Annotated in this window: 24 protein-coding genes and 1 tRNA gene; 14 read left to right on the top strand and 11 right to left on the bottom strand. The window is 41.4% G+C overall.

Going from position 1 to position 23,824, the window contains the following annotated elements; all coding sequences use genetic code 11:
- A partial coding sequence (locus tag V7K31_RS17295; RefSeq protein ID WP_335095590.1) for a DUF4360 domain-containing protein occupies window positions 1-370 on the bottom strand: 370 nt, incomplete at its 3' end.
- Window positions 371-747: 377 nt separating this feature from the next.
- Between V7K31_RS17295 and V7K31_RS17290 the strand changes: the two genes are divergently transcribed.
- Window positions 748-2,475: a S8 family serine peptidase gene (locus tag V7K31_RS17290; RefSeq protein ID WP_335095589.1), complete on the top strand. Its 1,728-nt coding sequence runs from the start codon at window positions 748-750 to the stop codon at window positions 2,473-2,475.
- Window positions 2,476-2,591: 116 nt separating this feature from the next.
- Window positions 2,592-2,891, top strand: a complete 300-nt coding sequence (locus V7K31_RS17285) for a hypothetical protein (RefSeq protein ID WP_335095587.1) — start codon at window positions 2,592-2,594, stop codon at window positions 2,889-2,891.
- 43 nt (window positions 2,892-2,934) lie between these two features.
- On the opposite strand, the gene V7K31_RS17280 is transcribed toward V7K31_RS17285, so the two are convergent.
- Window positions 2,935-3,306, bottom strand: coding sequence for a CU044_2847 family protein (locus tag V7K31_RS17280; protein WP_335095585.1), 372 nt, complete (start codon window positions 3,304-3,306; stop codon window positions 2,935-2,937).
- Window positions 3,307-3,453: 147 nt separating this feature from the next.
- Between V7K31_RS17280 and V7K31_RS17275 the strand changes: the two genes are divergently transcribed.
- The 6 genes from V7K31_RS17275 (at window position 3,454) to V7K31_RS17250 (ending at window position 9,642) form a co-directional block, all read left to right on the top strand.
- Entirely contained in the window at window positions 3,454-4,278 is an 825-nt protein-coding gene (locus V7K31_RS17275; RefSeq protein WP_335095584.1) for a caspase family protein, read from the top strand.
- Window positions 4,233-5,501: a WD40 repeat domain-containing protein gene (locus V7K31_RS17270; RefSeq protein WP_335095583.1), complete on the top strand. Its 1,269-nt coding sequence runs from the start codon at window positions 4,233-4,235 to the stop codon at window positions 5,499-5,501. Before V7K31_RS17275 ends, V7K31_RS17270 begins: the two co-directional genes overlap by 46 nt.
- Window positions 5,502-5,595: 94 nt before the next feature.
- Window positions 5,596-6,126, top strand: a complete 531-nt coding sequence (locus V7K31_RS17265; RefSeq protein ID WP_335095582.1) for a hypothetical protein — start codon at window positions 5,596-5,598, stop codon at window positions 6,124-6,126.
- Window positions 6,127-6,524: 398 nt separating this feature from the next.
- Window positions 6,525-7,814, top strand: coding sequence for a glucose-1-phosphate adenylyltransferase (locus V7K31_RS17260; RefSeq protein WP_335095580.1), 1,290 nt, complete (start codon window positions 6,525-6,527; stop codon window positions 7,812-7,814).
- Between the two features lie 105 nt (window positions 7,815-7,919).
- Window positions 7,920-8,516 carry an AAA family ATPase gene (locus V7K31_RS17255; protein WP_335095579.1) on the top strand — a complete coding sequence of 199 codons (597 nt, stop codon included), beginning with the start codon at window positions 7,920-7,922 and terminating at the stop codon, window positions 8,514-8,516.
- Window positions 8,517-8,634: 118 nt separating this feature from the next.
- Window positions 8,635-9,642 carry a DnaJ C-terminal domain-containing protein gene (locus tag V7K31_RS17250; protein WP_335095577.1) on the top strand — a complete coding sequence of 336 codons (1,008 nt, stop codon included), beginning with the start codon at window positions 8,635-8,637 and terminating at the stop codon, window positions 9,640-9,642.
- Between the two features lie 57 nt (window positions 9,643-9,699).
- Here the strand turns inward: V7K31_RS17250 and V7K31_RS17245 are convergent, their stop codons facing one another.
- Entirely contained in the window at window positions 9,700-10,353 is a 654-nt protein-coding gene (locus tag V7K31_RS17245) for a glutathione S-transferase family protein (RefSeq protein ID WP_335095576.1), read from the bottom strand.
- A gap of 596 nt (window positions 10,354-10,949) precedes the next feature.
- Between V7K31_RS17245 and V7K31_RS17240 the strand changes: the two genes are divergently transcribed.
- Window positions 10,950-11,192 (top strand): HNH endonuclease, encoded by a 243-nt coding sequence (locus V7K31_RS17240; protein ID WP_335095600.1) that lies wholly within the window; start codon window positions 10,950-10,952, stop codon window positions 11,190-11,192.
- A 176-nt stretch (window positions 11,193-11,368) separates the two neighbouring features.
- Here the strand turns inward: V7K31_RS17240 and V7K31_RS17235 are convergent, their stop codons facing one another.
- Both V7K31_RS17235 and V7K31_RS17230 read right to left on the bottom strand, forming a co-directional pair.
- Entirely contained in the window at window positions 11,369-11,911 is a 543-nt protein-coding gene (locus V7K31_RS17235; RefSeq protein ID WP_335095575.1) for a peroxiredoxin family protein, read from the bottom strand.
- Window positions 11,912-12,272: 361 nt separating this feature from the next.
- A complete protein-coding gene (locus V7K31_RS17230) occupies window positions 12,273-12,884 on the bottom strand; it encodes a peroxiredoxin (protein ID WP_335095574.1) in 612 nt (203 codons plus the stop codon).
- Between the two features lie 130 nt (window positions 12,885-13,014).
- On the opposite strand from V7K31_RS17230, the gene V7K31_RS17225 reads away from it, so the two are divergent.
- The 3 genes from V7K31_RS17225 (at window position 13,015) to V7K31_RS17215 (ending at window position 17,022) form a co-directional block, all read left to right on the top strand.
- Window positions 13,015-15,165: an amylo-alpha-1,6-glucosidase gene (locus V7K31_RS17225; RefSeq protein ID WP_335095573.1), complete on the top strand. Its 2,151-nt coding sequence runs from the start codon at window positions 13,015-13,017 to the stop codon at window positions 15,163-15,165.
- A 69-nt stretch (window positions 15,166-15,234) separates the two neighbouring features.
- Entirely contained in the window at window positions 15,235-16,200 is a 966-nt protein-coding gene (locus V7K31_RS17220) for a DUF4351 domain-containing protein (protein ID WP_335095599.1), read from the top strand.
- Between the two features lie 327 nt (window positions 16,201-16,527).
- A complete protein-coding gene (locus V7K31_RS17215) occupies window positions 16,528-17,022 on the top strand; it encodes a hypothetical protein (protein ID WP_335095571.1) in 495 nt (164 codons plus the stop codon).
- A 33-nt stretch (window positions 17,023-17,055) separates the two neighbouring features.
- On the opposite strand, the gene V7K31_RS17210 is transcribed toward V7K31_RS17215, so the two are convergent.
- Window positions 17,056-17,265: a hypothetical protein gene (locus V7K31_RS17210; protein ID WP_335095569.1), complete on the bottom strand. Its 210-nt coding sequence runs from the start codon at window positions 17,263-17,265 to the stop codon at window positions 17,056-17,058.
- A 225-nt stretch (window positions 17,266-17,490) separates the two neighbouring features.
- Between V7K31_RS17210 and V7K31_RS17205 the strand changes: the two genes are divergently transcribed.
- On the top strand, window positions 17,491-17,745 hold the full coding sequence (locus V7K31_RS17205; RefSeq protein ID WP_335095567.1) for a hypothetical protein: 255 nt from the start codon (window positions 17,491-17,493) through the stop codon (window positions 17,743-17,745).
- 55 nt (window positions 17,746-17,800) lie between these two features.
- Entirely contained in the window at window positions 17,801-18,349 is a 549-nt protein-coding gene (locus tag V7K31_RS17200) for a hypothetical protein (RefSeq protein WP_335095566.1), read from the top strand.
- A 98-nt stretch (window positions 18,350-18,447) separates the two neighbouring features.
- Here V7K31_RS17200 and V7K31_RS17195 read toward each other — a convergent pair.
- The 5 genes from V7K31_RS17195 to gshA all read right to left on the bottom strand — a co-directional run bounded on the left by V7K31_RS17195 (window position 18,448) and on the right by gshA (window position 23,707).
- Window positions 18,448-18,521, bottom strand: a tRNA-Met gene (locus tag V7K31_RS17195).
- 166 nt (window positions 18,522-18,687) lie between these two features.
- The gene (locus V7K31_RS17190) at window positions 18,688-20,994 is read right to left on the bottom strand and encodes a peptidoglycan DD-metalloendopeptidase family protein (protein WP_335095565.1); all 2,307 of its coding nucleotides are present in this window, start codon (window positions 20,992-20,994) and stop codon (window positions 18,688-18,690) included.
- A 233-nt stretch (window positions 20,995-21,227) separates the two neighbouring features.
- On the bottom strand, window positions 21,228-21,374 hold the full coding sequence (locus V7K31_RS17185) for a hypothetical protein (RefSeq protein ID WP_335095564.1): 147 nt from the start codon (window positions 21,372-21,374) through the stop codon (window positions 21,228-21,230).
- A 408-nt stretch (window positions 21,375-21,782) separates the two neighbouring features.
- The gene (locus tag V7K31_RS17180; RefSeq protein ID WP_335095562.1) at window positions 21,783-22,244 is read right to left on the bottom strand and encodes a tRNA (cytidine(34)-2'-O)-methyltransferase; all 462 of its coding nucleotides are present in this window, start codon (window positions 22,242-22,244) and stop codon (window positions 21,783-21,785) included.
- 323 nt (window positions 22,245-22,567) lie between these two features.
- Entirely contained in the window at window positions 22,568-23,707 is a 1,140-nt protein-coding gene (gene gshA / locus V7K31_RS17175) for a glutamate--cysteine ligase (RefSeq protein WP_335095561.1), read from the bottom strand.
- Window positions 23,708-23,824: the final 117 nt, after the last annotated feature.

The following is a 23,824-nucleotide window of genomic DNA, read 5'->3' as shown; positions in this document are numbered from 1 at the left end:
GCAAGCTAAAAACATCGGGAGCCGTGTACACGGAAACGGGTACGCACGGATCTAACTGAGAGGTGCGGGAGACAATACTCCCCATCGACTCAACCGAATACCTTGGGGTAGATTTGATCGGAATGACTAAATTACAGGTTCTATAGCTTTGTGATACGTTATTAGCTGTAGCTATATATTGGTTGAATAAAACGCTTAGTGTTTGATAATCAAGGCTAGGCGTCACGGTGACGGTATTAATCGGGCAACCGCTACCATTATAGGTTGCACCTAAAATTTGAACTGTGTCAGCAGCAAAGGCGGGGCCAATTGAAGCAGTAGTTAATGTGGCCGCAGCAAAAAATGCTTTTACAAACTTGATAAGTTTCATTTTTTTCTCCCGAATGGACTCAGCAGATTTACTCTGACATTCTGCTGTTTCAAATCACGTTTGAATATTGTCTGGGTTGTAAAAGTTGTATTAAAAGCATTCAAATCGTTACAAAATCTCCATTGGCTGGCATGGATCGGATCAAGGCGATTAGGAGTTAGCAATTGTCTTAAGGAACGTGGATTAAATAAAATACAAAACTTCATGCTGCCTCCGGCTTCCCTCTCCTTTATAAGGAGAGGGATTGAGGGTGAGGTTTGATCTTATATTTAATTACGCCTACCTACTTAACTTCCCACCTCCTAAGCTGATTTGATGTTATCTAAGAAAAAATAGATTATAGTCGCATCAAATAATAAATTTAATTTGAGGTAAAAATGAGGCACGAAAAACTTTCTCCTGGACTACTTTTGGCATTTCAAGACTATCAAAATGAAGGAGATAAAGCTTTAGTTCAACACAAAAAATCCCTTGGTATTATTGCCCACAAAAGCCCAGTCAAGCCTACTAAAAGCGTCGTTTTTATCTACTGCGATCATGATGCAGACTTGAGTTATTTATCACAATATAATATTGAAGTTAATCAAAACTCTGGGAGTGTGCGGACGGCTTTCTTACCCTTAGATAGTTTAGATGTCTTATCTGAAGAGGATATTATTCAGAGGATTAAGCCATCACGCAAACTTCATTTGAGGATGGACACTGCACTGGAAAAAGTCAAACTGCCGGAGTTCAAGAACCAAACCGGACTGACTGGTAAAGGAGTAATCATTGGCATTATAGACAGTGGCATTGATCCGAAACACCCCGCCTTTGCTGGACGAATTTTACACATTTGGGATCAAACACTGCCAGGACCAGGAGTGACGGAGGGCGGCTATGGGGCTGAATTTACCGGAGCGCAACTGACAATTTCTCAGGATACTGGGGGTCATGGTACTCACGTTGCTGGAATTGCCGCCGGTGCCGATGCTACCTATGGCGGTGTCGCACCAGAAGCGGAATTAGTTGTCGTCAGGTCAGATTTACAGGATGCCCACATTGCTGATGGCGTCCGTTACATTTTCCGAGTTGCTAGAGAGTTGGGACGCCCAGCAGTGGTAAATCTCAGCTTGGGTGGACACGCTGATGCTCATGATGGTAGCGACTCCCTATCAAAGGTCATTAACGCCGAAACTGGCCCTGGAAGAATTGTTTGCTGTGCTGCGGGTAACGAAGGAAACTATAACATTCATGGACAAGCCACGATACCCAGTGGACGCACTCGTGGTATGCGCTTTAATGTTCCTTTGAATCAAGTAGGCATAGTTTGGTTAAACGGTTGGTATTCCAAAGACAGCGAATTGGAAGTGTCGCTGCGAAGTCCTAACGGTTTTGTCAGCCCCTTCCAAAAAATAATTACTGAGGGTAATGCCGCACAAGATTACCAGTTACCAGATGCACGGGTGCAATTAGCGACACCAGGACCAGATAAAGCCAATAGCGACCATAATTTCTTTGTGCAAATACGTGGTATTGACCCCTCGCCAGTCATGGGAGGAGTTTGGCAATTGCGAGTCCGCAATGGTTCTTCAACTGACACACGTTTAAATGTGTGGACACTAGATGACAGTTCCTCAGTGTTTTTCACAGGTAAAAGTGTGAAGGATGCAGTAAAAATTGGTTCGCCGGGAGCCGCCAGCAGTGCAGTTACAGTTGCCGCCTATACTACTAAAGCCACGTACACAGATATTGATGACCAAGTGCGAGAAATGGGCTTGGAATTGGATACTATTTCGGAATTCAGTAGTGAAGGGCCTCTACGGAATGATGCACAGAAGCCCGATGTAGCAGCACCAGGAGCAATGATTGTTTCCACGCTTTCCGCCGATGCAAATTTTGACCGCTCATCGATGATTAATTCCAAGTTTGTGGTTCAGGCGGGTACGAGTATGGCGACACCGTTGGTTAGTGGGTTAGTGGCACTCCTGTTGCAGCGTGATCCTCAACTTGATCCGGCTGCTGTGAAAGATTTGCTACGTAAAAATAGTGCTATTCCCGGAAAACCCGCAGGCACATTTGATCACAAATGGGGTTATGGAGTGATTAACGCCTTAAATCTGTAATTAGACTGAGAAAGGTGGATATTATTTCTGTACAAGGGTGGGCAATAACAACCTATAAATTTGATAAGTTATAGGATGAGCCAAAATTGCCTACCCTTTTTACCAAGTTACTGTTCATGAATTATCAAAAGCTAGATGCTGCACTTGCGACAGCGCTCAATGATACTCAAGACCCAGAGGAACAGAGTTTAGCGGTTTTCATCCATACTGAACAAATTTTAAACTCTGCTGCAACTGCGGTTTTAGAAAGTTTAGGCGTCAGTAATGTTACGAGTGGCAAAGATATTTTCACCGCAACACTGTCAGCAAATGCGATTTCTCAGTTGTCAGAGCAATCTTGGGTGAAGTATTTGAAGCGATCGCAGCAATTAGGTTTGGTTAATAAGATCATAAATACAGGGAAGTTGGGTCTTTAATGGGCATTGCCTAACCCGACAATGTGCGGATAATTTTTTGCTGTTACTGTGAATCAGGTTTTTGTTTTTCTGTAAATTTACACTTCACCTCAATTTGCAGATTACTTTCAGCTGAACCTTCGGTAATGTAAGGAATGCCGGCTTTTCCACCCAACTTAATGCCAAATGTAAGTTTGACCTCCTCAATTTCAGCAGTACTGAAGTCTTTAAAAGCACTAAGAGCATAGATAGTATAAGAGCGAATCATTTGGCGAGCTTGTTGCATCCGAGCGATCGCATCTGTTCGCACATTTTTGTATTCTATGCCATCATCCTCCTCCTCAATTTCCGAAGTTATTTCGGTGGCTGTGACGTTAATCTCAATCTGCTCAATCTCCCCGTCCGCTTGGAAAAAGAGTTGCTGTACTTCTGACATAAGCTACATCGGTTAAATTTTTGTATCGTGTCTGAAATATTTCAGGCTGTCTGCATAAAAATAACATATGATATTGTTTTTATTAACACAGCTATTGGTTCTGTCTGTCAAGTATTATCCCGTATTTAGCAACCAAAGGTGTGTTAAATGGCACAATATGCGCTTGTTATTGGCATCGCCGAGTATCTCAGCCCATCATTACCGAGTTTGTCGAAGACTACGAATGATGCTGAGGCGATCGCGCTAATCCTAGAGAAGTATGGTGATTTCCAGTCTGTGCAAAGACTACCACAGCGATGGAATAAAGATAAAAATGGCTATGAAATGGCGGCATCAAAAGTTAATGAGGATGAAATCGGTCAAGAACTCAGAAAATTGCTGTTAGAGAAAGCTAAAAATAATGAAGCGCTGATTTATTTTAGCGGACACGGTTTTATAACTTCTGATACTTTGGGACAACAAGAGGGATTTTTAGCAACTTCCAATTGTCAAGTTGAAGTTAAGGGAAACCAAATTGTCGCACAAAGATATGCTATTTCCCTCAACAAACTTAATAAATTAATCGGAGAATCTCAATTAAGTAGTTTGGTAGTGCTACTCGATTGCTGTCATAGTGGCTATTTCCTAGAAAGAGAATTAGTACAACAAACTCTGACTGCTTTCCGTTCGCTAAGGGATTATTTCTTAATAGCAGCTTGTCGCCACTTTGAACAAGCAGCAGCAATTAAGAGTGAAGAATATAGTATATTCACAAGTGCGGTTGTCAAGGGATTAGCATCTAAAAATGCAGGTAGTAGTGGGCGAATTAGTAGCGATCGCTTATTTGATTTTGTTAGCAACAAATTGATAGGTTCAATACAAGAAGCTATTCGGATGAGTTTCGGAGGTCCGATTATTTTAGTGAGTTATCCCCAATTAGATATTATTTGGGATTGCTTCTACAACAAAGGACATCAGAGAAAAAACAAGTAGATGCGATCGCTTCTGGAGCATTAGTTGGAACATCTGAGCAACTTTTGGAAGTAGGCAATCAGCTTGAGGCGATGATAGCAAGTGTTAGAGCACTCAAGGCGTTTCAGGATTTAAGTGGAAACAATGCCGACGCACTTAATCGACTGAAATTAGTGATGGATAAAGTGCAAGAACACAATCGGATTGAGGGACATACAAAAAGTGTTAATGGTGTGAGTTACAGTCCTAAAGATCCACTTCTTGTTTCTGCAAGTGACGATAAAACTTTAAGGCTTTGGAAGCTTGATGGTACTCCAGTGCCAACCGTTAAGCCGATGACACATGATGAAGCTGTATATACAGTGAATTTCAGTCCTAATGGTCAGCTTATTGCCTCTGCTAGTGCTGATAAAACAGTCAAACTTTGGAAAAAAGATGGTACTTATATTACTACTCTCAAAGGGCACGAGCAAGCAGTCACATCTGTAAATTTTAGTCCTGATAGTCAAACTATCATCTCTGCTAGTTACGATGGAACTATCAGACTGTGGCAAATAGAAACTATTTCACCAAAAGTTGTTATCAAAAAGCTCACTACCCTCAGAATAAATAACAATAGAAACAACAATGTAGTCTGGTATGCAGAATTTAGTCCTAATGGTCAGCTTATTGCCTCTGCTGACAATGAAAGCATTAAGCTTTGGAAAAAAGATGGTACTTTAATTACTAATCTGACAGGACATACTGCCGCAGTCAGATATGTGCCTTTTGGGCATGATAATAAAACTATTATTTCTACAAGTGAAGATAGAACTATTAGGATTTGGAAGTGGCAAACCGACCCAAAACAAATCCAACCAAAAGTTTTTACTGATAAAGGAGACAAATCTTATATAGGAAAGTTCAGTCCCAATTATAAATATATTGCTACTGCAAATCCAGATGGAACAACAAATATTTGGAAAGCTAGTAACGGTGCTATAATGGATACTTTATCACGACACAAAGATGAAATTTTTGACTTAAGTTTTCGTCCAGATGGCAAAGAAATTGCTACTGTTAGTAAAGATAAAACTATTAAAATATGGAGTTTAGATTTTATAGAAAAAAATAGAAATGATCCTAAAAATAGCAATTCTTATTTAATCAAGAGAGGTTGCACTTGGATTGCTGATTATTTAAATAATAATCAAAAGGATTCGAGGCAATATCAAGATGTAAAAAAAGTATGCCGGGAATATTAATATTTCAAGAGGTACTAATAGAAAATTTAAATAAACAATTGCAACGGTCATCGATTAGCAATACTGAATAATCAATTTTAAGGAGAAAATAAAAGTGAATAAAGATGAATTAACCAAGGATACAACCTCTGGAATAACTCAATTAGATCCAATAAAAGTAGCAAAACCCAGTCCCTCTGAAGGAAGCAATAATCCTTTTTCTAAATGTGATAGTAGTTCAGAAGACACAGAAAGCTGCTCTGAAGAAAGCAATAATCCTTTTTCTAAATGTGATAGTAGTTCAAAAGACACAGAAAGCTGCTCTGAAGAAAGCAATAATCCTCCTCCTAAAGGTAATATTATTCCACCTAAAACCCCTATGGGAAGCGATAGTACCCTTTCTAACATTGAAATAATAAAGGAAGAAAGCAGTCCCTCTAGTGCCTCTAGTCCCCCTAGGGGAAGCAACGATCCTAGTCATAGAGGTGGCAATAATCCTCCTCCTAAATGTGATAGTAGTTCAGAAGACACAGATCCCCTAATACTAAACGGTAATGCCCTTTCTAATATTGAAAGAATAAACGAAGAAAGCAGTCCCTCTGGGGGAAGCGACAATTCTAGTCCTAAAGGTGGCAACAGTAGGTAAGGCACAAAAGATAATCTAAAAATCAGGAGTTGAGTGAACTGTAAACATTGTCCACCCGACAAAAATCGCTGTAAAGCAATTGGTGTAAGATGTGACTAGATGGAAAAAATAAATATGAGCAAAAGTTGGGGAGCGATCGCTAGAGGTTCAATTAACTTAAAGTTCAGTGTAATAATCTTTTAAAGCTGATAGTTTATAAGAGCAGTAAGCGCGATCGCTCCCCAACTTTTGCCGTCAATTAATACAAATGTTCTAATTATGTCTTCGCGAGCAGTGTCATTCATCACCGACAGCATTCTAGAAAATTCATCCCTAAGAATCATATAATCCCCCTTACCAGCTGCCACATACAGTCCTAAACTGAAGATGAGAGTTGAAAGGCAGTCGGGAGAAATTTTGTGAAAAAAGTATTATCAATCATTCTTGGTGGTGGCGCGGGTACGCGGCTTTACCCACTAACCAAACTCCGTGCTAAACCAGCAGTACCAGTAGCAGGTAAGTACCGCTTAATCGATATCCCTGTCAGTAACTGCATAAATTCCGAAATCTTCAAAATCTACGTCCTGACACAATACAACTCAGCTTCCCTGAATCGTCACATCGCCCGCACCTACAATTTTAGTGGCTTCAGCGAAGGCTTTGTGGAAGTGCTAGCCGCACAGCAAACGTTAGAAAACCCCAACTGGTTCCAAGGTACAGCCGATGCTGTGCGTCAGTATCTATGGCTGTTGGAAGAATGGAATGTAGACGAATATCTGATTCTCTCAGGGGATCACCTCTACCGCATGGATTACCGTCTGTTTATCCAGCGTCATAGAGAAACGGGTGCTGATATCACTCTCTCAGTCATCCCCATAGACGAGCGTCGCGCCTCAGATTTTGGTTTAATGAAAATTGACGATTCTGGTAGGGTTGTTGACTTTAGCGAAAAACCTAAAGGCGATGCCTTAACCAAAATGCGCGTTGATACCAGTATCTTGGGATTGACGAAAGAACAGGCCCAATTACAGCCTTACATCGCCTCAATGGGGATTTATGTCTTTAAAAGAGATGTTTTGATCAAGTTGTTGAAAGAATCTTTAGAACGGACGGATTTTGGTAAAGAAATTATTCCTGATGCTTCTAAGGATTACAACGTTCAAGCCTACTTATTTGATGACTACTGGGAAGATATTGGAACAATTGAAGCATTTTATCAAGCCAATTTAGCACTGACTCAGCAACCCCAGCCACCCTTTAGCTTCTACGATGAAGAAGCACCAATTTATACCCGCGCACGTTACTTACCTCCGACTAAACTTTTAGATTGCCACATCACCGAATCAATTATTGGCGAAGGTTGTATTTTGAAGAATTGCCGCATTCAACATTCAGTTTTAGGAGTGCGATCGCGGATTGAATCTGGCTGCATCATCGAAGAGTCTTTGCTCATGGGTGCAGATTTTTATCAAGCTTCTGTAGAACGCCAATCTAACATAGGAAAAGGTGACATTCCCGTAGGTATTGGTGCTGACTCGCTGATTCGCGGTGCCATCATCGATAAAAACGCCAGTATCGGTCACGATGTCAAAATTATCAATAAAGATAATGTGCAAGAAGCTGACCGCGAAGGTCAAGGTTTCTACATCCGCAGTGGCATCGTTGTCGTGCTGAAAAATGCTGTAATTCCCGATGGAACCATCATTTAATAGTTAGGAGTTAGGAGAGACGCGATGTTCCTCGCGTCTGTACAAGAATTAGGAGTAGAGACGCGATGTTCCTCGCGTCTGTACAAGAATTAGGAGTCATAAGTTATGAGTACAACATCTAATCACTCCTCACTCTTGACTTCTTACTCAGCACTCAGCACTCAGCACTCAGCACTGATATTACTGATTGGTCTTCCAGGTAGCGGTAAGTCAACTTTGGCAAAACAATTACTGGCAGAATGTCCCCAGATGTTGCTGATTTCTACGGATACCATCAGGGGGCAACTGTTCGGTTCCCAAGCCATTCAGGGTTCGTGGCTGCTGATTTGGCGTGAAATTGAGCGGCAGTTTCAGCAAGCGATGTCTGACGACAACCCGCAAGGGGTGTACGCCAGAGGTAATACAGCAATTTTCGATGCCACCAATGCCCAGCGCCGCCATCGTCGTGAAGTCATTGCTTTAGCCCGTAACTTGGGCTTTACCTACATTAGGGGAATTTGGGTGAATACGCCAGTTTGGCTGTGTTTGGCACGCAATAAAAGGCGATCGCGCCGGGTTCCAGAAGAAATTATTTTGCGGATGCACCGTCAACTCCGGGATGCCCCCCCAAGCCTGGAAGAAGGGCTAGACAGCCTGATCCGCTTATCAGAAAAATCGGAGTACGGAAATTGCGATCGCTCGGTGAGCAAGAACCACACTTGATTTTCTATATTGTTTGTTAGTTTAAAATCAGATTCTTTTTGCTTGGCACTATACCTGGCAAACCACAAATCTCTGATCTTAAAAAAACATAACGGGAATTTCTATAGGAGGCTGGTAGATGGCTGCAACCGACTTCAAAGACTATTACGCTATTTTGGGAGTTAGTAAGACTGCCACTCCAGAGGAAATTAAACAAGCCTTTCGGAAACTAGCCCGCAAATATCACCCTGATGTTAATCCAAATAACAAACAGGCAGAGGCACGCTTCAAAGAAGTTAGCGAAGCTTACGAAGTTATCTCAGATGCAGATAAACGCAAAAAATACGACCAATTTGGTCAATATTGGAAACAAGCTGGTGAAGGTTTCCCATCCGGCGGCGTTGGTGCTGATATGGGTAACTTTGACTTTAGCCAATACGGTAATTTTGATGAGTTCATCAATGAGTTGTTAGGACGCTTTGGTGGTGCTACCCCTGGTGGTGGGCGACAAAGTTACTCGCAAAGTTACTCTTACCGCACTCCTACAGGTGCGTCAAGTGGTTTTAATGGCTTTAATGATTTTGGGTTTCAAGATGCAGGTGCGGCTACTACCCAAGATAGTGAAGCTGCGATCGCTCTAACTTTTGCTGAAGCATTTAACGGTGTGCAAAAGCGCTTCAGTTTAGGTAACGAGACAATAGATGTCCGCATCCCATCTGGGGCTAGAACTGGTACTCGCCTGCGCGTGCGGGGTAAAGGTCAAATCAACCCCATGACTCAACAACGAGGGGATTTATACTTAAAAGTCGAACTTCAGCCGCACTCGTTCTTCCAAATGGAGGGCGATAATCTGGTTTGCGAAGTGGCAATCACACCAGATGAAGCGACTTTGGGAGCGTCTATTGATGTACCCACACCCGATGGTTCAGTTAATGTTAAGCTGCCTGCGGGAGTGCGTTCTGGTCAATCCCTGCGTTTACGTGGTAAAGGTTGGCCTCTCGCCAAGGGTGGACGCGGCGATCAGTTGGTGAAGGTGGCGATCGTTCCACCAAAAGACCTCAGCCAACAAGAGCGGGAATATTATGAAAAAATCCGGGCTATACGTACTTATAATCCCCGCAGTTATTTGCAGCAAGTCAAGTTGTAAATATTTTGGATTGTAGAGACGCGAAGTTTCGCGTCTCTAAATTAATTAGGTATGAATTTACTGCGCCATTCTCGCTACCACAATGGACTTCAACGCTTCTATTGCCTCTGGTGTAGGCTCGGTAGCTTGCCATGATGGACGTGTTACTAAGCGATCGCACCAAGCATTTAATTTTGGATAGTCACTTAAGGAAATGCCTACACTTGGCAATACATTTACTACAGTTCCAGCCACAACTTCGGCGAGAGTCAGGTTGTGACTAGCAAAGTAAGGGCGATCGTCAAGTAAACTTTCAAAAAACTTCAGCACTGTAGCAATTTTTTGCTGTGCCTTCTCGATTTTTTCTGGATCTCCTCCAGGCAAGCCGAGAAACTGAGGTAGAAAGGTGGTGCTTGCTGGCAAAAGTTCATTTACAGTTACCAGTTGTACCATGCGTGCGATCGCTAAATCTTTGGCATCTTTAGGCAACATCGCAGGCGTGGGGTATTTTGCCTCTAAATAGTCCAGAATTGCTAAAGATTCAACTACATTCAAGCCGTCATCTACCAAAACTGGAATGTGATGGAAGGGGTTAATCGCCAAAAACTCTGGTTTAAACTGCTCTCCATCAATTTTTATTTCTACCAATTCAAACTCAAGTCCTTTTTCCAGGAGAGTAATCCAAACGCGGCGCGAGTTGGGAGAAAAAGGCTGGTGATAAAGGGTCAGCATGAGAGAAAATAATAAAAATTATAATATTAACACCAAACTTTAACTACTAAACCTTCCTCAGTAAATTGTCGAATATTCTAGCATCTAACCCCAGTCAACCTGATAACCAAAATGCTCGATTAGGGAGATACCCATGAAAGAATTAATGAAACAGCCTTGATCTTGGCTACCAAATGGAATAAAACTTAATCTTTCTGATCAATTTCGTCCTTTTTGTGTTACTGAAGAATTAGAGATTAGTTTAGAGGAACTCTTAGAAAAGAATAAAGAAAATTTACTTAATCCTGATGAACAAGCAGAGTTAGCTGGTTTATTGGAATTAGAAAAAATTTTTAGTTTTATCAACGCTAAACTCGCTTCTTAATTGTGGTTATCAACAATTTTGTTCGTTTAAACGTCCGCAAAAGGGCAAAATACTTGTTTCAGGAGTGCTGAGTGCTGAGTACCTCGGCTTAGAGTAACCCCATAGATAAATTTAGGGGATTGAAAACTTGGACGTATTATAACTTGATGGCACTTTCCGCTCGAAATAAATATTTATTTCTTTTTCCATGACTTTTAAATAGGGGCAAAGTACTTTCTGTGCTGAGTCTTTTATTACTTTTTTACTCAGCACTCAGCACTGTTTCGGTGAATATTGTCACTCACCAGAACGCTTAAATGCTACACCATTTACCATTGATCATATTATTCCCCAATCTTTAGGAGGATCAGATGACCTTAATAATTTGGCTTTAGCTTGTCATCGTTGTAATCAAAGGCGGTATAATTTTACACCTAGAATTGAGCCAGAAATACAAACAGAAGTTCCATTGTTTAATCCTAGAAATAAAAATTAGTCAGAGCATTTTATCTGGACAAAAAATGGGTTAAAAATTATTGGAACAACTCCTATAGGTCGTGCAACTTGCAGTCGGTTTGATTTTAATGATCAAGACCACGATGATGGTTTTATTCTAAATTCCCGTCAACTTTGGTTAACAGTAGGTTGGCATCCACCTATTGATGATCCATGTCAAAAAGAATAAAAATGTTTTAACAATGTCTCAACACTAGCATTGTGATCCAGAAAAGAAAATAAATGCCAGTAGCGGAGTTTTCCTTCTTTATCTAATACAAACTGTGCTGGCAAAGGCGCTCCAAGTGCTTGTCCTACTTGATAGGTACGAAACACTCGACAACTAGGATCACTCAGCAACGGCATTTTTAAACCTAAATCTTTTACAACTATTTGACTCTGCCGTTCATCGGTACTAGTAATCATTAAAACTTCTATACCACGATTTTTAAATTGTTCGTAGTTCTCATTCAAAGCTTTGATGTGAGGAAAACAAAATGGACAATATTGCTTTTCGGTAAAGATCCGAGTCAAGGCGAGTAACACTGGTTGCTTGCCTTTATAATCAGACAGTTTTACTAAAGTTCCGTTGGTAATATCTGGCAGTTGAAAGTCTGGTGTTCCCACTCCCAACCTGAGTTTATTACTAGCTGGAACTGGTAAAAAATTGCGGAAGAATCGCTTATTTAATAGACCACTAAAATCAGTTGAAGTCAGCATAATACGATTTTGGATTTTAGATTTTGGATTGTGAAAGAGTTATTGCAATACTGTTCGGTTAAGGCAAGAGACGCGATAAATCGCCGTCTTTACAATAATCAGTCCTTCGTCCTGACGGCGATTTATCGCGTCTTTGGAATCTATTATTTTCATCAAATAACCTTAACCGAACCGTATTGATGTCTCAATCAAGGTTGAAACTGGTATAGTTTCAACCTTGATTATTTAAATACTATTTTATGAGAAAACCACAGATAGATACGGAGGTTAACACTGTTTAATGTGTATCTCTGTTTATCTGTGGTTTTCATTGATTTTGCTCTCAACTCCAAGAGGATGGATTAGAGTTTGCTAGCGAAATTTAGACAGCAGAGAAGTAAACTTTAGACTTGATCGGATCAGGATTCATTGTCTTGTCACCAGGTTGCCAACCAGCTGGGCAAACTTCGTCGGGGTGAGACTGAACATACTGAATTGCTTGCAATGTCCGCAGGGTTTCATCAACGCTGCGACCAAAAGCTAGGTTGTTGATAGTGGCGTGCTGTATGATACCATCTTTATCAATGAGGAACAGACCACGCAAGGCAATGCCTGCTGCTGGGTCAAGAACGTTGTAAGCGGCGCTAATCTCTTTCTTTATGTCGGAGACTAGAGGATAATTCAGGTCGCCAACGCCACCAGATTTACGATCTGTTTGAATCCAAGCGAGGTGGGAGAATTCACTATCAACGGAAGCCCCAAGGACTTCAGTATTAATTTTATTGAATTCTTCGTAGCGATCGCTAAATGCTGTGATCTCAGTGGGACAAACAAAGGTAAAGTCTAGTGGGTAGAAAAACAGGACGACATACTTACCGCGATAATCGGAAAGTTTGATTGTCTTAAATTCCTGATCTACCACAGCCGTTGCTGTGAAATCGGGAGCTTGTTGACCAACGCGGATGCTTGCTTCGGTTCCGTAAGTAAGGGACATTAACCTAATTCTCCTTTATTCGTTTACTAGCGTTGGAATTCGGGTTAAGTAAACTCACCCATCCACGCTCTCACAGTTTAATTACAATCTGTTACGACTATATCATACTCATAACGATTTTGAGTAGCAAATGGCTGATTTAGATACAAGAGAATGGGTACTTACCAATGGCTTGGGAAGTTTTGCCAGTGGTACAGTTTCTGATGTCCGTACGCGCACTTATCATGGTTGGCTGTTTGCCGCGACAAACCCGCCTTCTGGAAGGACTCTATTGTTTTCGCACCTAGAAGCTAGCTTGGAAGTATTAGGGAGCGTTGTGCCACTGGGGACAAACTTTTGGGGTAACGGTCAGATTGAGCCGACGGGCTACGAACTGCTACGTTCTTTTGATATTAACCCAGTTCCAAAATGGATTTGGGGTCAAGATAACTGGCAGTTAACTAGACAATTGGTGATGCCTTATGGTTGGGAAGGGAGTAGCGAAGAGAATCCCACTCCCCACTCTCGTACAGAGGCGATTAATCGCGTCTCTCCCACTCCCTACTCCCAATTTTGCCATCGGATTTTAATCCACTATCGCTACGAGGGAAGTCATACAGCGATTTTACGGCTGCGACTGTTGATCGCAGAACGTGACTTTCACCATCAGCAGACTGCTAGCGCAAAATTACAGTTCTCGCAAATGCTAGGACAACAGCAAGTCTGTCTGCAAGCAATCAATTCAGGGCGCTTCGGTATACCTTGGCACTTGCGCTGGACACAAGGAAATTATCAACCAGATGCAGTCTGGTATTGGTATTATGGATTGCCTGAGGAGACGAAACGGGGATTAGGTGACAAGGAAGACCTCTACAGTCCTGGTTACTTGATAGTCACACTCCAACCAGGAGATGCAGTGACTCTAGAAGCACGAGTAGGTTTTCCAGACTCGATGCTAAGTGTTATGACGGACAAAACCTTTGCAGAAGCTGTGGAGGCAGAGCAAGACCGACTCTCACAGATTTTTGGATGGGGAGAGGGAGGGAGAGGAGCAGAGGAGACAAATCAATTCAAAATTCAAAATTCAAAATTCAAAATTAAAGAACTCCTGCCTTCTGCCTCCCCTTTCCCATTGCCCAATGCCCACTCCCCACTCTGGCAACAACTACTCAAAGCAAGCGATCAGTTTATTGTTTATCGAGCCTCAATTGCAGGACCCACAGTTATTGCTGGTTATCACTGGTTTAATGACTGGGGACGCGACACCTTAATCGCTTTACCGGGGTTGGCACTAGTTCCACAGCGCTTTGATCTGGCAAAAGGAGTATTGCGAACTTTTGGGCATTATTGTCGCTACGGTTTGATTCCTAACGCATTTCCTGATGTAAACGGCGAACCAATTTATAACAGTATTGATGCAGCGTTGTGGTGGATTGAAACTTTAGGACTTTATTTAGAAGCTACCCAAGACTGGAATTTTTTGGCAGAGCAATTCCCTGTAGTACAGCAAATCTACAAAGCATTTGTCGGTGGTACACATTTCAATATCCAGGTCGATGCTACTGATGGGCTAGTTAGTTGGGATGCTCGTGGTGTAGCCCTCACTTGGATGGATGTGGTAATTGGGTCACACCCTGTCACTCCTCGTTACGGTAAGCCAGTGGAAATCAATGCGCTGTGGTATTCTGCTTTATGTTGGCTGAGTCAGTGGGCAGAACGATTGAGCCAGCTTGACTACGGTTCGTCAGCGCGTCTCACTAAGCAAGCACAGCGTTATACTCAACAAGCAGAACACGTAAAAACCTCGCTGCAAAAGTTCTGGAATCCTCAGCTAGGTTATCTGTACGATACTATTGAGCCGGACGATCGCCGGAATTTCCAAATTCGTCCCAATGCTGTTTTGGCGCTGTCGCTGTACCATTGTGGGTTTTCTGAACAGCAAGGTTGTCAGATACTAGATTTGGCAACTACCAGCTTGCTTACCCCCTATGGTCTTCGCAGTCTCGATCCAGGAGATCCAGAATACAAAGGGAAATACCAGGGCAACCAAGAGCAACGCGATCGCGCTTATCACCAAGGCACTGTTTGGGCTTGGCTAATTGGGCCATATATTCGGGCTTGGCAACGTTTTTATCCACAGCGATCGTTGCCTTTTGATTGGCAACCCCTGCTAGATCACTTCCTATTTGACGCTTGTCTTGGTTCTCTTTCTGAGATTTTTGATGGCGATTCACCTCATACACCCAGAGGTGCGATCGCTCAAGCTTGGTCAGTAGCCGAAGTCATCCGCCACGTTAAATAGTCCTGAGTATAAGAGATAGCTATAGCTGCTCACATCTTAATTATCAAGAACATGATATCTACCAATCACATGAGCGAGGAACGAGAAAGAGCCGATAATGATTCCCCGTGGAAAGAAATCCTAGAAGCTTACTTCCCCCAAGCAATGCAATTTTTCTTTCCGCAAACAGCAGCACTAATTAATTGGGAACGTCCGCACGAGTTTCTTGATAAGGAATTTCAACAAATAGCGCGCGAAGCAGAACTTGGTAGAAGATATGCAGATAAATTGGTCAAAGTCTGGCAAATTCAAGGAGAGGAAATTTGGCTGTTGATTCATGTCGAAATTCAGGCAAAATCGGAAGATAATTTTGCTCAAAGGATGTTTTCCTACAACCTGCGAATTTTTGACAAATTTGCTAAACCAGCCATTAGCCTAGCAATTTTGTGCGATGCTGACTCGACTTGGAGACCAAATCAATACAGTTATAATTATCCCGATTGTGGTCTACATTTTAGATTTGGAACCGTCAAACTGCTCGATTATCAAAATCGATGGACAGAGTTAGAAAAGAGCGATAATCCCTTTGCGATGGTGGTAATGGCACATTTGAAAACCCAGCAAACTACTAAACATCTGGGAGAAAGGAAAACGTGGAAATTTAGTTTAATTCGGCGATTGTATGAACAAGGGCTGCAAGAAAGGGATATTCGTAGCCTCTATCGTTTTATCGATTGGGTTATGATTTTACCAAAAGGATTAGAAGCAGAATTTTGGCAGGAGTTTAAACAATTCGAGCAGGAGCGTACCATGAGTTACATTACCACAGGCGAGCGCATTGGCTACGAGAAAGGACAACAGGAACAAGCACAAACACTTGTACTACGACAGCTACAAAAACGGGTAGGAGAGTTACCACAACAGGTTCGAGAACAGATTCACAGTCTTTCTCTAGAACAATTGGAAGCACTGGGTGAGGCTTTGTTAGATTTTAGTGCGATCGCTGATTTGCTCAACTGGCTACAAACTCATCAAACAGTTAGGGTTGAGTCCTGAGTATTAGAGGTCAAACTTGCCTCTTACAGAGCAGTCAAAGTTACTCTATCTTAACTCCACTTATCGCTCACTACTAATAACTTTTAAAGTGGCTCAGGTCGGAGTTGAACCAACTACCCCAGGCTTATGAGTCCCCATAAAAAAGCCAACTATATAAATAAAGATTTTAGCTCCAAATTTATTTCATAGTCAAATAATAGTCAACACCTGTTTTATAACCTTGGTGTTCCTTGTAGGTTCATGCAAAAAAGTTAGTGATTTAATTAATAAAAAACCGCCTACCAAACAGTTAAATTAACTAAAATTTTGAATTGTATCTATAATTTTATGACATTACAAACACAACTAGGAATTTTAGGTTTTTCTTTGATATGTGTTCCTTTACTAATTATTCCTATAATACATTATTTCAATAATAAAATAGGCTATCCTTTTAATGAAGGAGTTCTTAATGCTTTAGAAAAAGGCACTGATGAGATGTTATGTAAAGCTAATTACTGGCTATTACTAACTATTGCAGTAGCCCAGACAAGTATTATTTTTGGTTCAACAGATAAGTGGGAGTCACTTTTTGCTGTAATATTTGATTGGTTAATAGGATTAATTCCTGGCTTCATAGCATATAACAAAGGAAGAAATTTTTATAATTGGTGGATGTATGGACATCTAATGTTTATTTTTGCTTTGCCTCATGCTCTTCTTTTAAAAGAAACAGAAAATTCAATGATTAACAAAGGAATTTATAAAATATGTCCTTACTGTGCAGAAACTGGGAAAAAAGAAGCTACAGTATGTAAACATTGTGGTAATGCTCTAGTTTAAAACCCTTTATATTAGCCTACGCAACTCTATCCATTAAATAATCTGCCGCTTCCTCTTCATCATAATAAGTATTATTACTCTCTCTTCTCTTCCAGCTAAACTCATAACAGTATCTGTGGCTAGACCTTTGTCATCTAACTTATAAAATCTCATTTTACTTTTAAGTTGCTTTAATCTGTCCTGGTCATCATAAGGAATTACAAGTTTACCCTTCTCTACAATCCCTGCTAGGTTAGATAGCATAAAAGTTTTATGGTTATGCTTATTGTTCTTATATTAGCAGGTTTTTTAGTAGAGTTATTTCCCAGTAAAGATTACAGACTAGAATTTTATTTACAACTTTTTTATAACTCAATAAAGGCTTTGTTTTAAGTCTTTTTGAAGATAAAACTAAATTCAGTATTTTCTCTCTGTCGGTTAAATAATCTACTGGATAAGCTATTAAAAGCTCTAATAGTATTCAAATTAATGTCTAATAAGATTAAATATAGTGCTGCTTTATTTGTTTCTTTAGTTATAGGTTTGATTGGAGCTAACACCATTAAACCTTCCACTTACAGCTACTGTGCATTTGCAGTAGGAAGTTTGGATAATTGCAGTATGAACTTCACTGCAATTGATAAAGATAAAACTTTTTCAGATCAAATACAAAAAGGATTAATAGTTGGGGCAGCTACAGGCGTTCTTCTATTTGGGGGAATAAATATATTGTCTAAAAACTGAAGATTATGTTTCAGATCCCAATAATGGAAAAGTAAATTCAGTAGCTTAGATAAAAATGAGACTTAATAAAATTTTTTTACCTATGATCCTGGCTTGCATAGTAGCCTGTCCAGTATTAGCCCAAGCAAAACCAACTATATGCGCTTTTGATGAAGAGACTGCTTCTGAGATTAAAAGGACAGTAACCTTAACTAATATGGGAATAAAAATATCTATTCCAGCTAATTATAGAGCAATAGCTATAGCAGATGGCTCTATAGAATTTGTAGATAATGGCACTTATCAATTGTTCCAATGTGTAGCTAAGAATCCTGGGGCAGGAGGTAGAGGATATTTTGGTATAAAGGTATATAAATCAAAAATTAATTATTTATACAGTAATGTACAAGATATAGTTCCAGGCAAACCAAACTTCTTCATTGTCTGGGAGAAAAAGCAAGAAAATGATACTACCTTTCACAGTCTGAAGTTAAGAATCAAAACTAAAAAAGCTATTTTAGAAGTTGAAAATGTAAATGATAATGGTCCTATAACCACTGAAAAGGAAGCTCAAGAGTTAAGAACTGGACTAATTGAAATAGCAAGCATAATAGATATACTTTAAAACATATTGCGGTAATTGAAGATTAACAAAGTTTATTAAGCTCCCTAGTACTATTGATGACTAGAATCTAAAATCCTTATATTATCGTTTGTTTAAAGTGGCTCAGGTCGGAGTTGAACCAACGACCCCAGGCTTATGAGTCCCGTGCTCTAACCAACTGAGCTACTGAGCCAGGATTCTTCAAATCCTTAACTAATATAGCATACAAATTTGCTTAAGACTAGCCCCTTTGGGAATTTTGTTATAACTTCCATCACTGTTGAGGTCATAGAAAGCAAAAGAGGGAGGTGAACTCCCTCAACTAACAAGCCAATGATTTAGTTACAGACACTCAGGAATTAGAGCCGATTTGGTAGGAAAGCTATTGGGTTAACAGCATCCTTGCCTGTGGGGTGAATTTCAAAGTGGCTGTGTGGGCCAGTGCTGTGGCCAGTGCTACCCATTAAAGCAATCGTTTCTCCTTGATGCACATGCTGACCAGTCTGCACTAGAATCTTGCTGTTATGACCATAGCGAGTCATGCTGCCATCGGGATGACGAATATCGACGAGATTGCCGTAACCACCATTGTTCCAGCCAGCTTTTTCTATCGTACCATCAGCTGAGGCAACAACTGGCGTGCCAGTTGAGTTAGCAACGTCAATTCCCTTGTGCAATCTACCCCAGCGCCAACCATAACCAGAGGTGAGAGTGCCCTTCGCCGGCCATGTGTAAGCGATGGATGAGCTAGATGGAGGGGGTATAGTTTCGTCAATTGGTTTGGGCAGATATTGATCCACTGCTGCCAAAGGTGGTATTCGCATCTGTGGAGAAACTGTAGTTCCCCGCATCTTTCCTAAGGAGTCAGAGGCATTTACTCTTCCAGCAGGCGTTTTAACCCTTGTGCCAGATGGATTACCAGATGGACTGTCAGAGGGAGTCCACTGACTAGCAGAGCCTAGATTGGGCAAGAAATCTGGGTTTACTGGCTCGTTAGCCGGCATAGTAGCACGGTATTGGGACTTAATTGGTTGAAAGCTATAGTTAGCTCTAATAGGTGTAGGAACTGGAATTTGGATCGCTACATTATTATTCGGTCGAACTACGGACTTGGGTACAATGAAATTATTGGGGCTAGAAATAGGAGTGAGCATCGCAGCATTATTAGTTTCGCTAGCTGCTGGCACAATTAAGTTTCCAGACTGTTGAGCGCGATATTTCTGCTGTAATCTTTGGATTTCCGCTTGTAAGCCCCGCAAACGGTCATTATTGTTATTGTTTACCCTTGCTATCCTATTTGTTTGTGTTTTAGGCTGTTGCATTTCGGCAAAAGCTTGTGGCACTGGAATGTCACCACCGACACCATAAGAACTAACAGGAGTGGCGGCTGTTTGGTCGTGGGTTGCACTATTTGCCTGAATCTGAAGAATTACCGGTGTAGGGGCGGCAACGCTACTGTTGTCGGCAATAGTTGGTGATTGTGAAGTAGGTAGATATGAGTTGGCACTACCAATGTTCAAATCATGGGAGGTGGCAACATGAGGAGTATTGCTGGACTCTACAAAAGTGGGCTTGGTCGCTACAATTGACTCAACTTGAACAGCAGGAATAATCAGTTTTTGACTAATTCGCAGTTCATTTGGATTATTGAGGTTATTTGCCTTAACTAGTTGTGATACTGAAGTCTTGTATCTGCTGGCGATCGCTGCTAATGTATCTCCAGGCTTAACTTGGTAGGCTGTATGAGTCGAGGACGCAATAACTGTTGGTCTAGCTGGTACAAGTGCAGTCGTCTGTGTCTTCTGTTTTAACCTCGATATCAGGTTCGCTTTGCTTGCATCGCCAGAAGTGTCCGACTGGGCTAATACAGTCTTCTCAATGACAGTCGTCGGCTGCACCAACCCCATATCAGCTTGTGATAAATTTTTAGTCTCCCCAGACCGCAACTGTGCCAGACTCTTTCTTAAACGGTTCGATTTCTCTTGTAAGCGATTCAGTGCGAACTCTTGTTGCGCCTTAAGTTCTGCATTTATTTCACTGTTAGCTGCGCCAGATGTTGCCACTGTTTGTGGCTGGGCAGTTAGTGATGCATTTATACTACCAACACCATCAGCACTAGAGTCAGACAGATTATTGACTGTTGGAAAATTAGTTTCGGCTAAGGTATTGTTCAATCCCTGTGCCACTTTTGGCTTCAGGTAGGTGGAATTTTTATAAACAGTTGTTGCTTGAGAAAACGTGTTTGATGCCGGAACTTGCAAAGACATTCCACTTGCTGCAACTTGCCATTTAGCTTCAAGCCCAGGGACTTGTGAGACTGCCGTTGGTTCCACGATCACAGGATTTTCCGGCACGCTCGCTGATGAGACTGCTTGGGACTCCAGCTTTGTGGAGGCGAATTTCACCTCAGTGTCAGGAACAGCAGGAATCGAAGAAAAAGCCTTTTGGCTGCCTACAGGCACTGCTGCTTGGGCTTGATCGCTTTGTCGAGTCACCAAAAGGCTGGTTGCTCCCATAGAGATTGCCAAGCCAATCATCGCGGCTTTTGTTCGCACCCGGCGGTTAACTTTTGGATTCATCACATTTACCAGTTTTACCGGGGCATCATCATCGCTAGGGTTATTGTTCAACACAGCTTTTACTCTCTTTTTCAATGCTCGTTTCAAAGACGACCTCCTATGATCACTAGCGCTTAACTGATCTCGATTTTTCAGTTGGATACTAGTCAATGATTTAGATCACAACGAACGATAGATCAAGATCACATTCACCAGAGATGCTTACGCAAGATTAACCTGCTTCTCTGATTTAGACAAGTTCACCTTTTTTAGCAAAATTTAAAATCTGCTGTGTTTACTTGTCCGAACCACTCCTAACACCACTTAGGACATTTTACTCTTTACCATTGTCCGCGCTTGTCTTGCGTCAATCGCGGGGACTGGCAAACTATTTGCCAAGTCCATAGTCGCTGTTGAGAATTAAATTGCTGCGACTCTGGAAAAGTGATATCCCCTGCTGTAGATATCTTCAAGATATTTCTAGCCAATCCGTCTTCTCAACACGAGACTTTAAGTTGATTATTCCCTAAAAAGAACCGTATGAAGCATCGGCTACTTTTGGGCTGGTTTGTGGCCTTCATTGAGCCACAATAGCTCAAATGTATAATTTGACTGGATTTTAGTGCTTTTGTTCCCCCATTTAGAATGTTTCAAATTCATCAAAATCTATCATTCAAATTTGGCAATATCCCAAGTTTCATATACAAATTTCTTATAACAACCTTCCTATGCTTGTAAGTATCTTCCACTACAATATGGTAATAAATCTAATTATATGTATTTTTTTTGACAATTTATTCCACTAGCAAGAAAATTTTTTTCGCCACAAATAACTCCTATAGTAGATTTAGGGAGATTCTATAAGTATGTTTACTTATGCTCCTAGAGGTAAACAACTATTGTAAATAGCCTAACTGACGACGGGTTTCAAATAAGCCAATTGCTACACTCACTGACAGATTCAAGCTGCGAACTCCCGGTTGGCTCATTGGAATATGCAGGGTAGCATCACAATCTGACAAAATTGCTGGTGGTAAGCCCGTAGTTTCACTACCAAACAGCAGCCAATCATCAGGTTGAAACTGAAAGCTTACATAATTAAAATTTCCACCAACCGTATAACCCAACCATCTGCCTCCACGCTGATGATGTAAGGTTTTAAAAGCTTCTAGCGATTCGTGATAGTGTAGCTTGACATAAGGCCAGTAATCCAAGCCCGCTCTTTTGAGGTAGCGATCGCTAATTTCAAATCCCAAAGGTCCCACCAAATGTAACTCTGTACCCGTAGCTGCACAAGTACGGGCAATATTACCTGTATTAGGGGGGATTTGCGGGTTAACTAAAACTACCTGAGGCATTGTCCGTATAATTTTCGTTTTGTATAAAGCAATTTTTTGTCAATGTTAAATCTATCAAAAGGTAGAGGTGATTCATAGCTTTTATTAATAATAATCAGGCATCTTCCATCGATTAGATTTTTAAAACGAAGCACAAACCCTCCCAGAGGAATGCCTGAGAGGATATTTGGTTAAAATCAGGAAATATTAAGTTTTATGAAAAAGTAGGGAGTGGGGGAACAAGAATTTTAGATTTTAGATTTTGGATTTTAGATTGAAATTTAATCCAAAATTTAAAATCCAAAATTCAAAATTGAATTGCCCAATGCCCAATGCCCCTTAGTTTAAGCTAGCAGAGACGAACACAATTTGTCTTCGAGTTCGATTTCGCGCTCTTGGGTGGCGACAATAGCCTGAGTGATGACGCGCTGGCTGTCGAAACCGACTGCGTGTAATTGCAACCACTGTTGAGCTTCATTGCCTTCGCGGAGGATTTTTTGCAAAGGGGAAAGGAAACAGCTAAAGCCTTGTTGTTTAGCGATCGCCCAAACATCTTGGTACATTTGGGAAATCCAATCTCTCGCTAGGATGCTTCTGCCATCTTGCCAATGCCTCAAATTAGCATCAAGACTACTAACAGCAGCAGCAGCTTCATTCTCAGCAGTCAGGGTGACGAGTTCTTCAGCAGAGAAGGTACTTTGAGTTAAGGGATCAATGCTGGGATTTTCGATTATTTGCAACAAACGCGCTTCTAATAAGGCACTAATCCCCAGTAAGGCAATGGGATCTGTGACTAAATCGCAAATTCGCAATTCTAGGCGATTCAAATCATAGGGACGGCGATCGCCATTTGGGCGCACTGATGCCCACAAATGCCGTATATTTTGCATTGTTCCAGCAGCAAGTTGATTTTCTACCCACTGAATATGATCGGCGTGGCTGGCAAATAGCGGCACATGACTAGGCGTTTGCGGGAAGAGTCCCCAACGGGTGGAGTGATAGCCAGTAGTTTTGCCATCCAGGAAGGGAGATGAGGCGCTAAGGGCGAGAAATAGAGGTGCTTCCATCCGAATCACCCGACACGCCCGCATTAATACTTCTGGATCACTGATGCCTATATTAATATGTACGCTGGCGGTGACTACTTTCGTTCCGTAGGTGTTCTCAATGTAGTCATGATAGGGGTTTGCGGGATCGGAACGCCGAAAGCGATCGCTCCCACCCAAAGATAAAGTACTTCCCGGTATCAGGGTGTAATCGCCCAAGCGATTGAGGTAGTTTCGCAACTCTCGCCGGGGACGCAGCAAGGCACACAATAAATTTTCGTAATTAGGGGATGGTTCGGTTATGTATTCGACATTGCGGCTATCTGGCTCCCGCATAAATCCATCCAAAGCTGCAACAATTTTGTCGGAGAGGCCGACGATTTCACCTTGAGGCGTGCCAGTGTATATCTCAATCTCAAAGCCTTTTAATAAAACCACCTTGTTCTCCTCGGCTCTCTCTGCCTATAAATTGTATCGAATAAGACGAATTTGTGTATCTATCTTTAAGTCAATCAAAGCTTAAGAATCATTTAATTGCCAACTCACGCGGAATCA

It is taken from the genome of Nostoc sp., from assembly GCF_036917675.1.
Classification (GTDB): Bacteria; Cyanobacteriota; Cyanobacteriia; order Cyanobacteriales; family Nostocaceae; genus Nostoc.
The sequence above is the reverse complement of the archived record's forward strand: the minus strand, read 5'-3'. Positions and strand labels throughout refer to the sequence as shown.

Excerpts from the sequence above, each read along its gene's own strand:
- V7K31_RS17290 (WP_335095589.1), top strand. The coding sequence starts at position 748 with ATGAGGCACGAAAAACTTTCTCCTGGACTACTTTTGGCATTTCAAGAC.
- V7K31_RS17285 (WP_335095587.1), top strand. The coding sequence starts at position 2,592 with ATGAATTATCAAAAGCTAGATGCTGCACTTGCGACAGCGCTCAATGAT.
- V7K31_RS17280 (WP_335095585.1), bottom strand. The coding sequence starts at position 3,306 with ATGTCAGAAGTACAGCAACTCTTTTTCCAAGCGGACGGGGAGATTGAG.
- V7K31_RS17275 (WP_335095584.1), top strand. The coding sequence starts at position 3,454 with ATGGCACAATATGCGCTTGTTATTGGCATCGCCGAGTATCTCAGCCCA.
- V7K31_RS17255 (WP_335095579.1), top strand. The coding sequence starts at position 7,920 with ATGAGTACAACATCTAATCACTCCTCACTCTTGACTTCTTACTCAGCA.
- V7K31_RS17250 (WP_335095577.1), top strand. The coding sequence starts at position 8,635 with ATGGCTGCAACCGACTTCAAAGACTATTACGCTATTTTGGGAGTTAGT.
- V7K31_RS17245 (WP_335095576.1), bottom strand. The coding sequence starts at position 10,353 with ATGCTGACCCTTTATCACCAGCCTTTTTCTCCCAACTCGCGCCGCGTT.
- V7K31_RS17235 (WP_335095575.1), bottom strand. The coding sequence starts at position 11,911 with ATGCTGACTTCAACTGATTTTAGTGGTCTATTAAATAAGCGATTCTTC.
- V7K31_RS17230 (WP_335095574.1), bottom strand. The coding sequence starts at position 12,884 with ATGTCCCTTACTTACGGAACCGAAGCAAGCATCCGCGTTGGTCAACAA.
- V7K31_RS17225 (WP_335095573.1), top strand. The coding sequence starts at position 13,015 with ATGGCTGATTTAGATACAAGAGAATGGGTACTTACCAATGGCTTGGGA.
- V7K31_RS17220 (WP_335095599.1), top strand. The coding sequence starts at position 15,235 with ATGAGCGAGGAACGAGAAAGAGCCGATAATGATTCCCCGTGGAAAGAA.
- V7K31_RS17215 (WP_335095571.1), top strand. The coding sequence starts at position 16,528 with ATGACATTACAAACACAACTAGGAATTTTAGGTTTTTCTTTGATATGT.
- V7K31_RS17210 (WP_335095569.1), bottom strand. The coding sequence starts at position 17,265 with ATGCTATCTAACCTAGCAGGGATTGTAGAGAAGGGTAAACTTGTAATT.
- V7K31_RS17205 (WP_335095567.1), top strand. The coding sequence starts at position 17,491 with ATGTCTAATAAGATTAAATATAGTGCTGCTTTATTTGTTTCTTTAGTT.
- V7K31_RS17200 (WP_335095566.1), top strand. The coding sequence starts at position 17,801 with ATGAGACTTAATAAAATTTTTTTACCTATGATCCTGGCTTGCATAGTA.
- V7K31_RS17180 (WP_335095562.1), bottom strand. The coding sequence starts at position 22,244 with ATGCCTCAGGTAGTTTTAGTTAACCCGCAAATCCCCCCTAATACAGGT.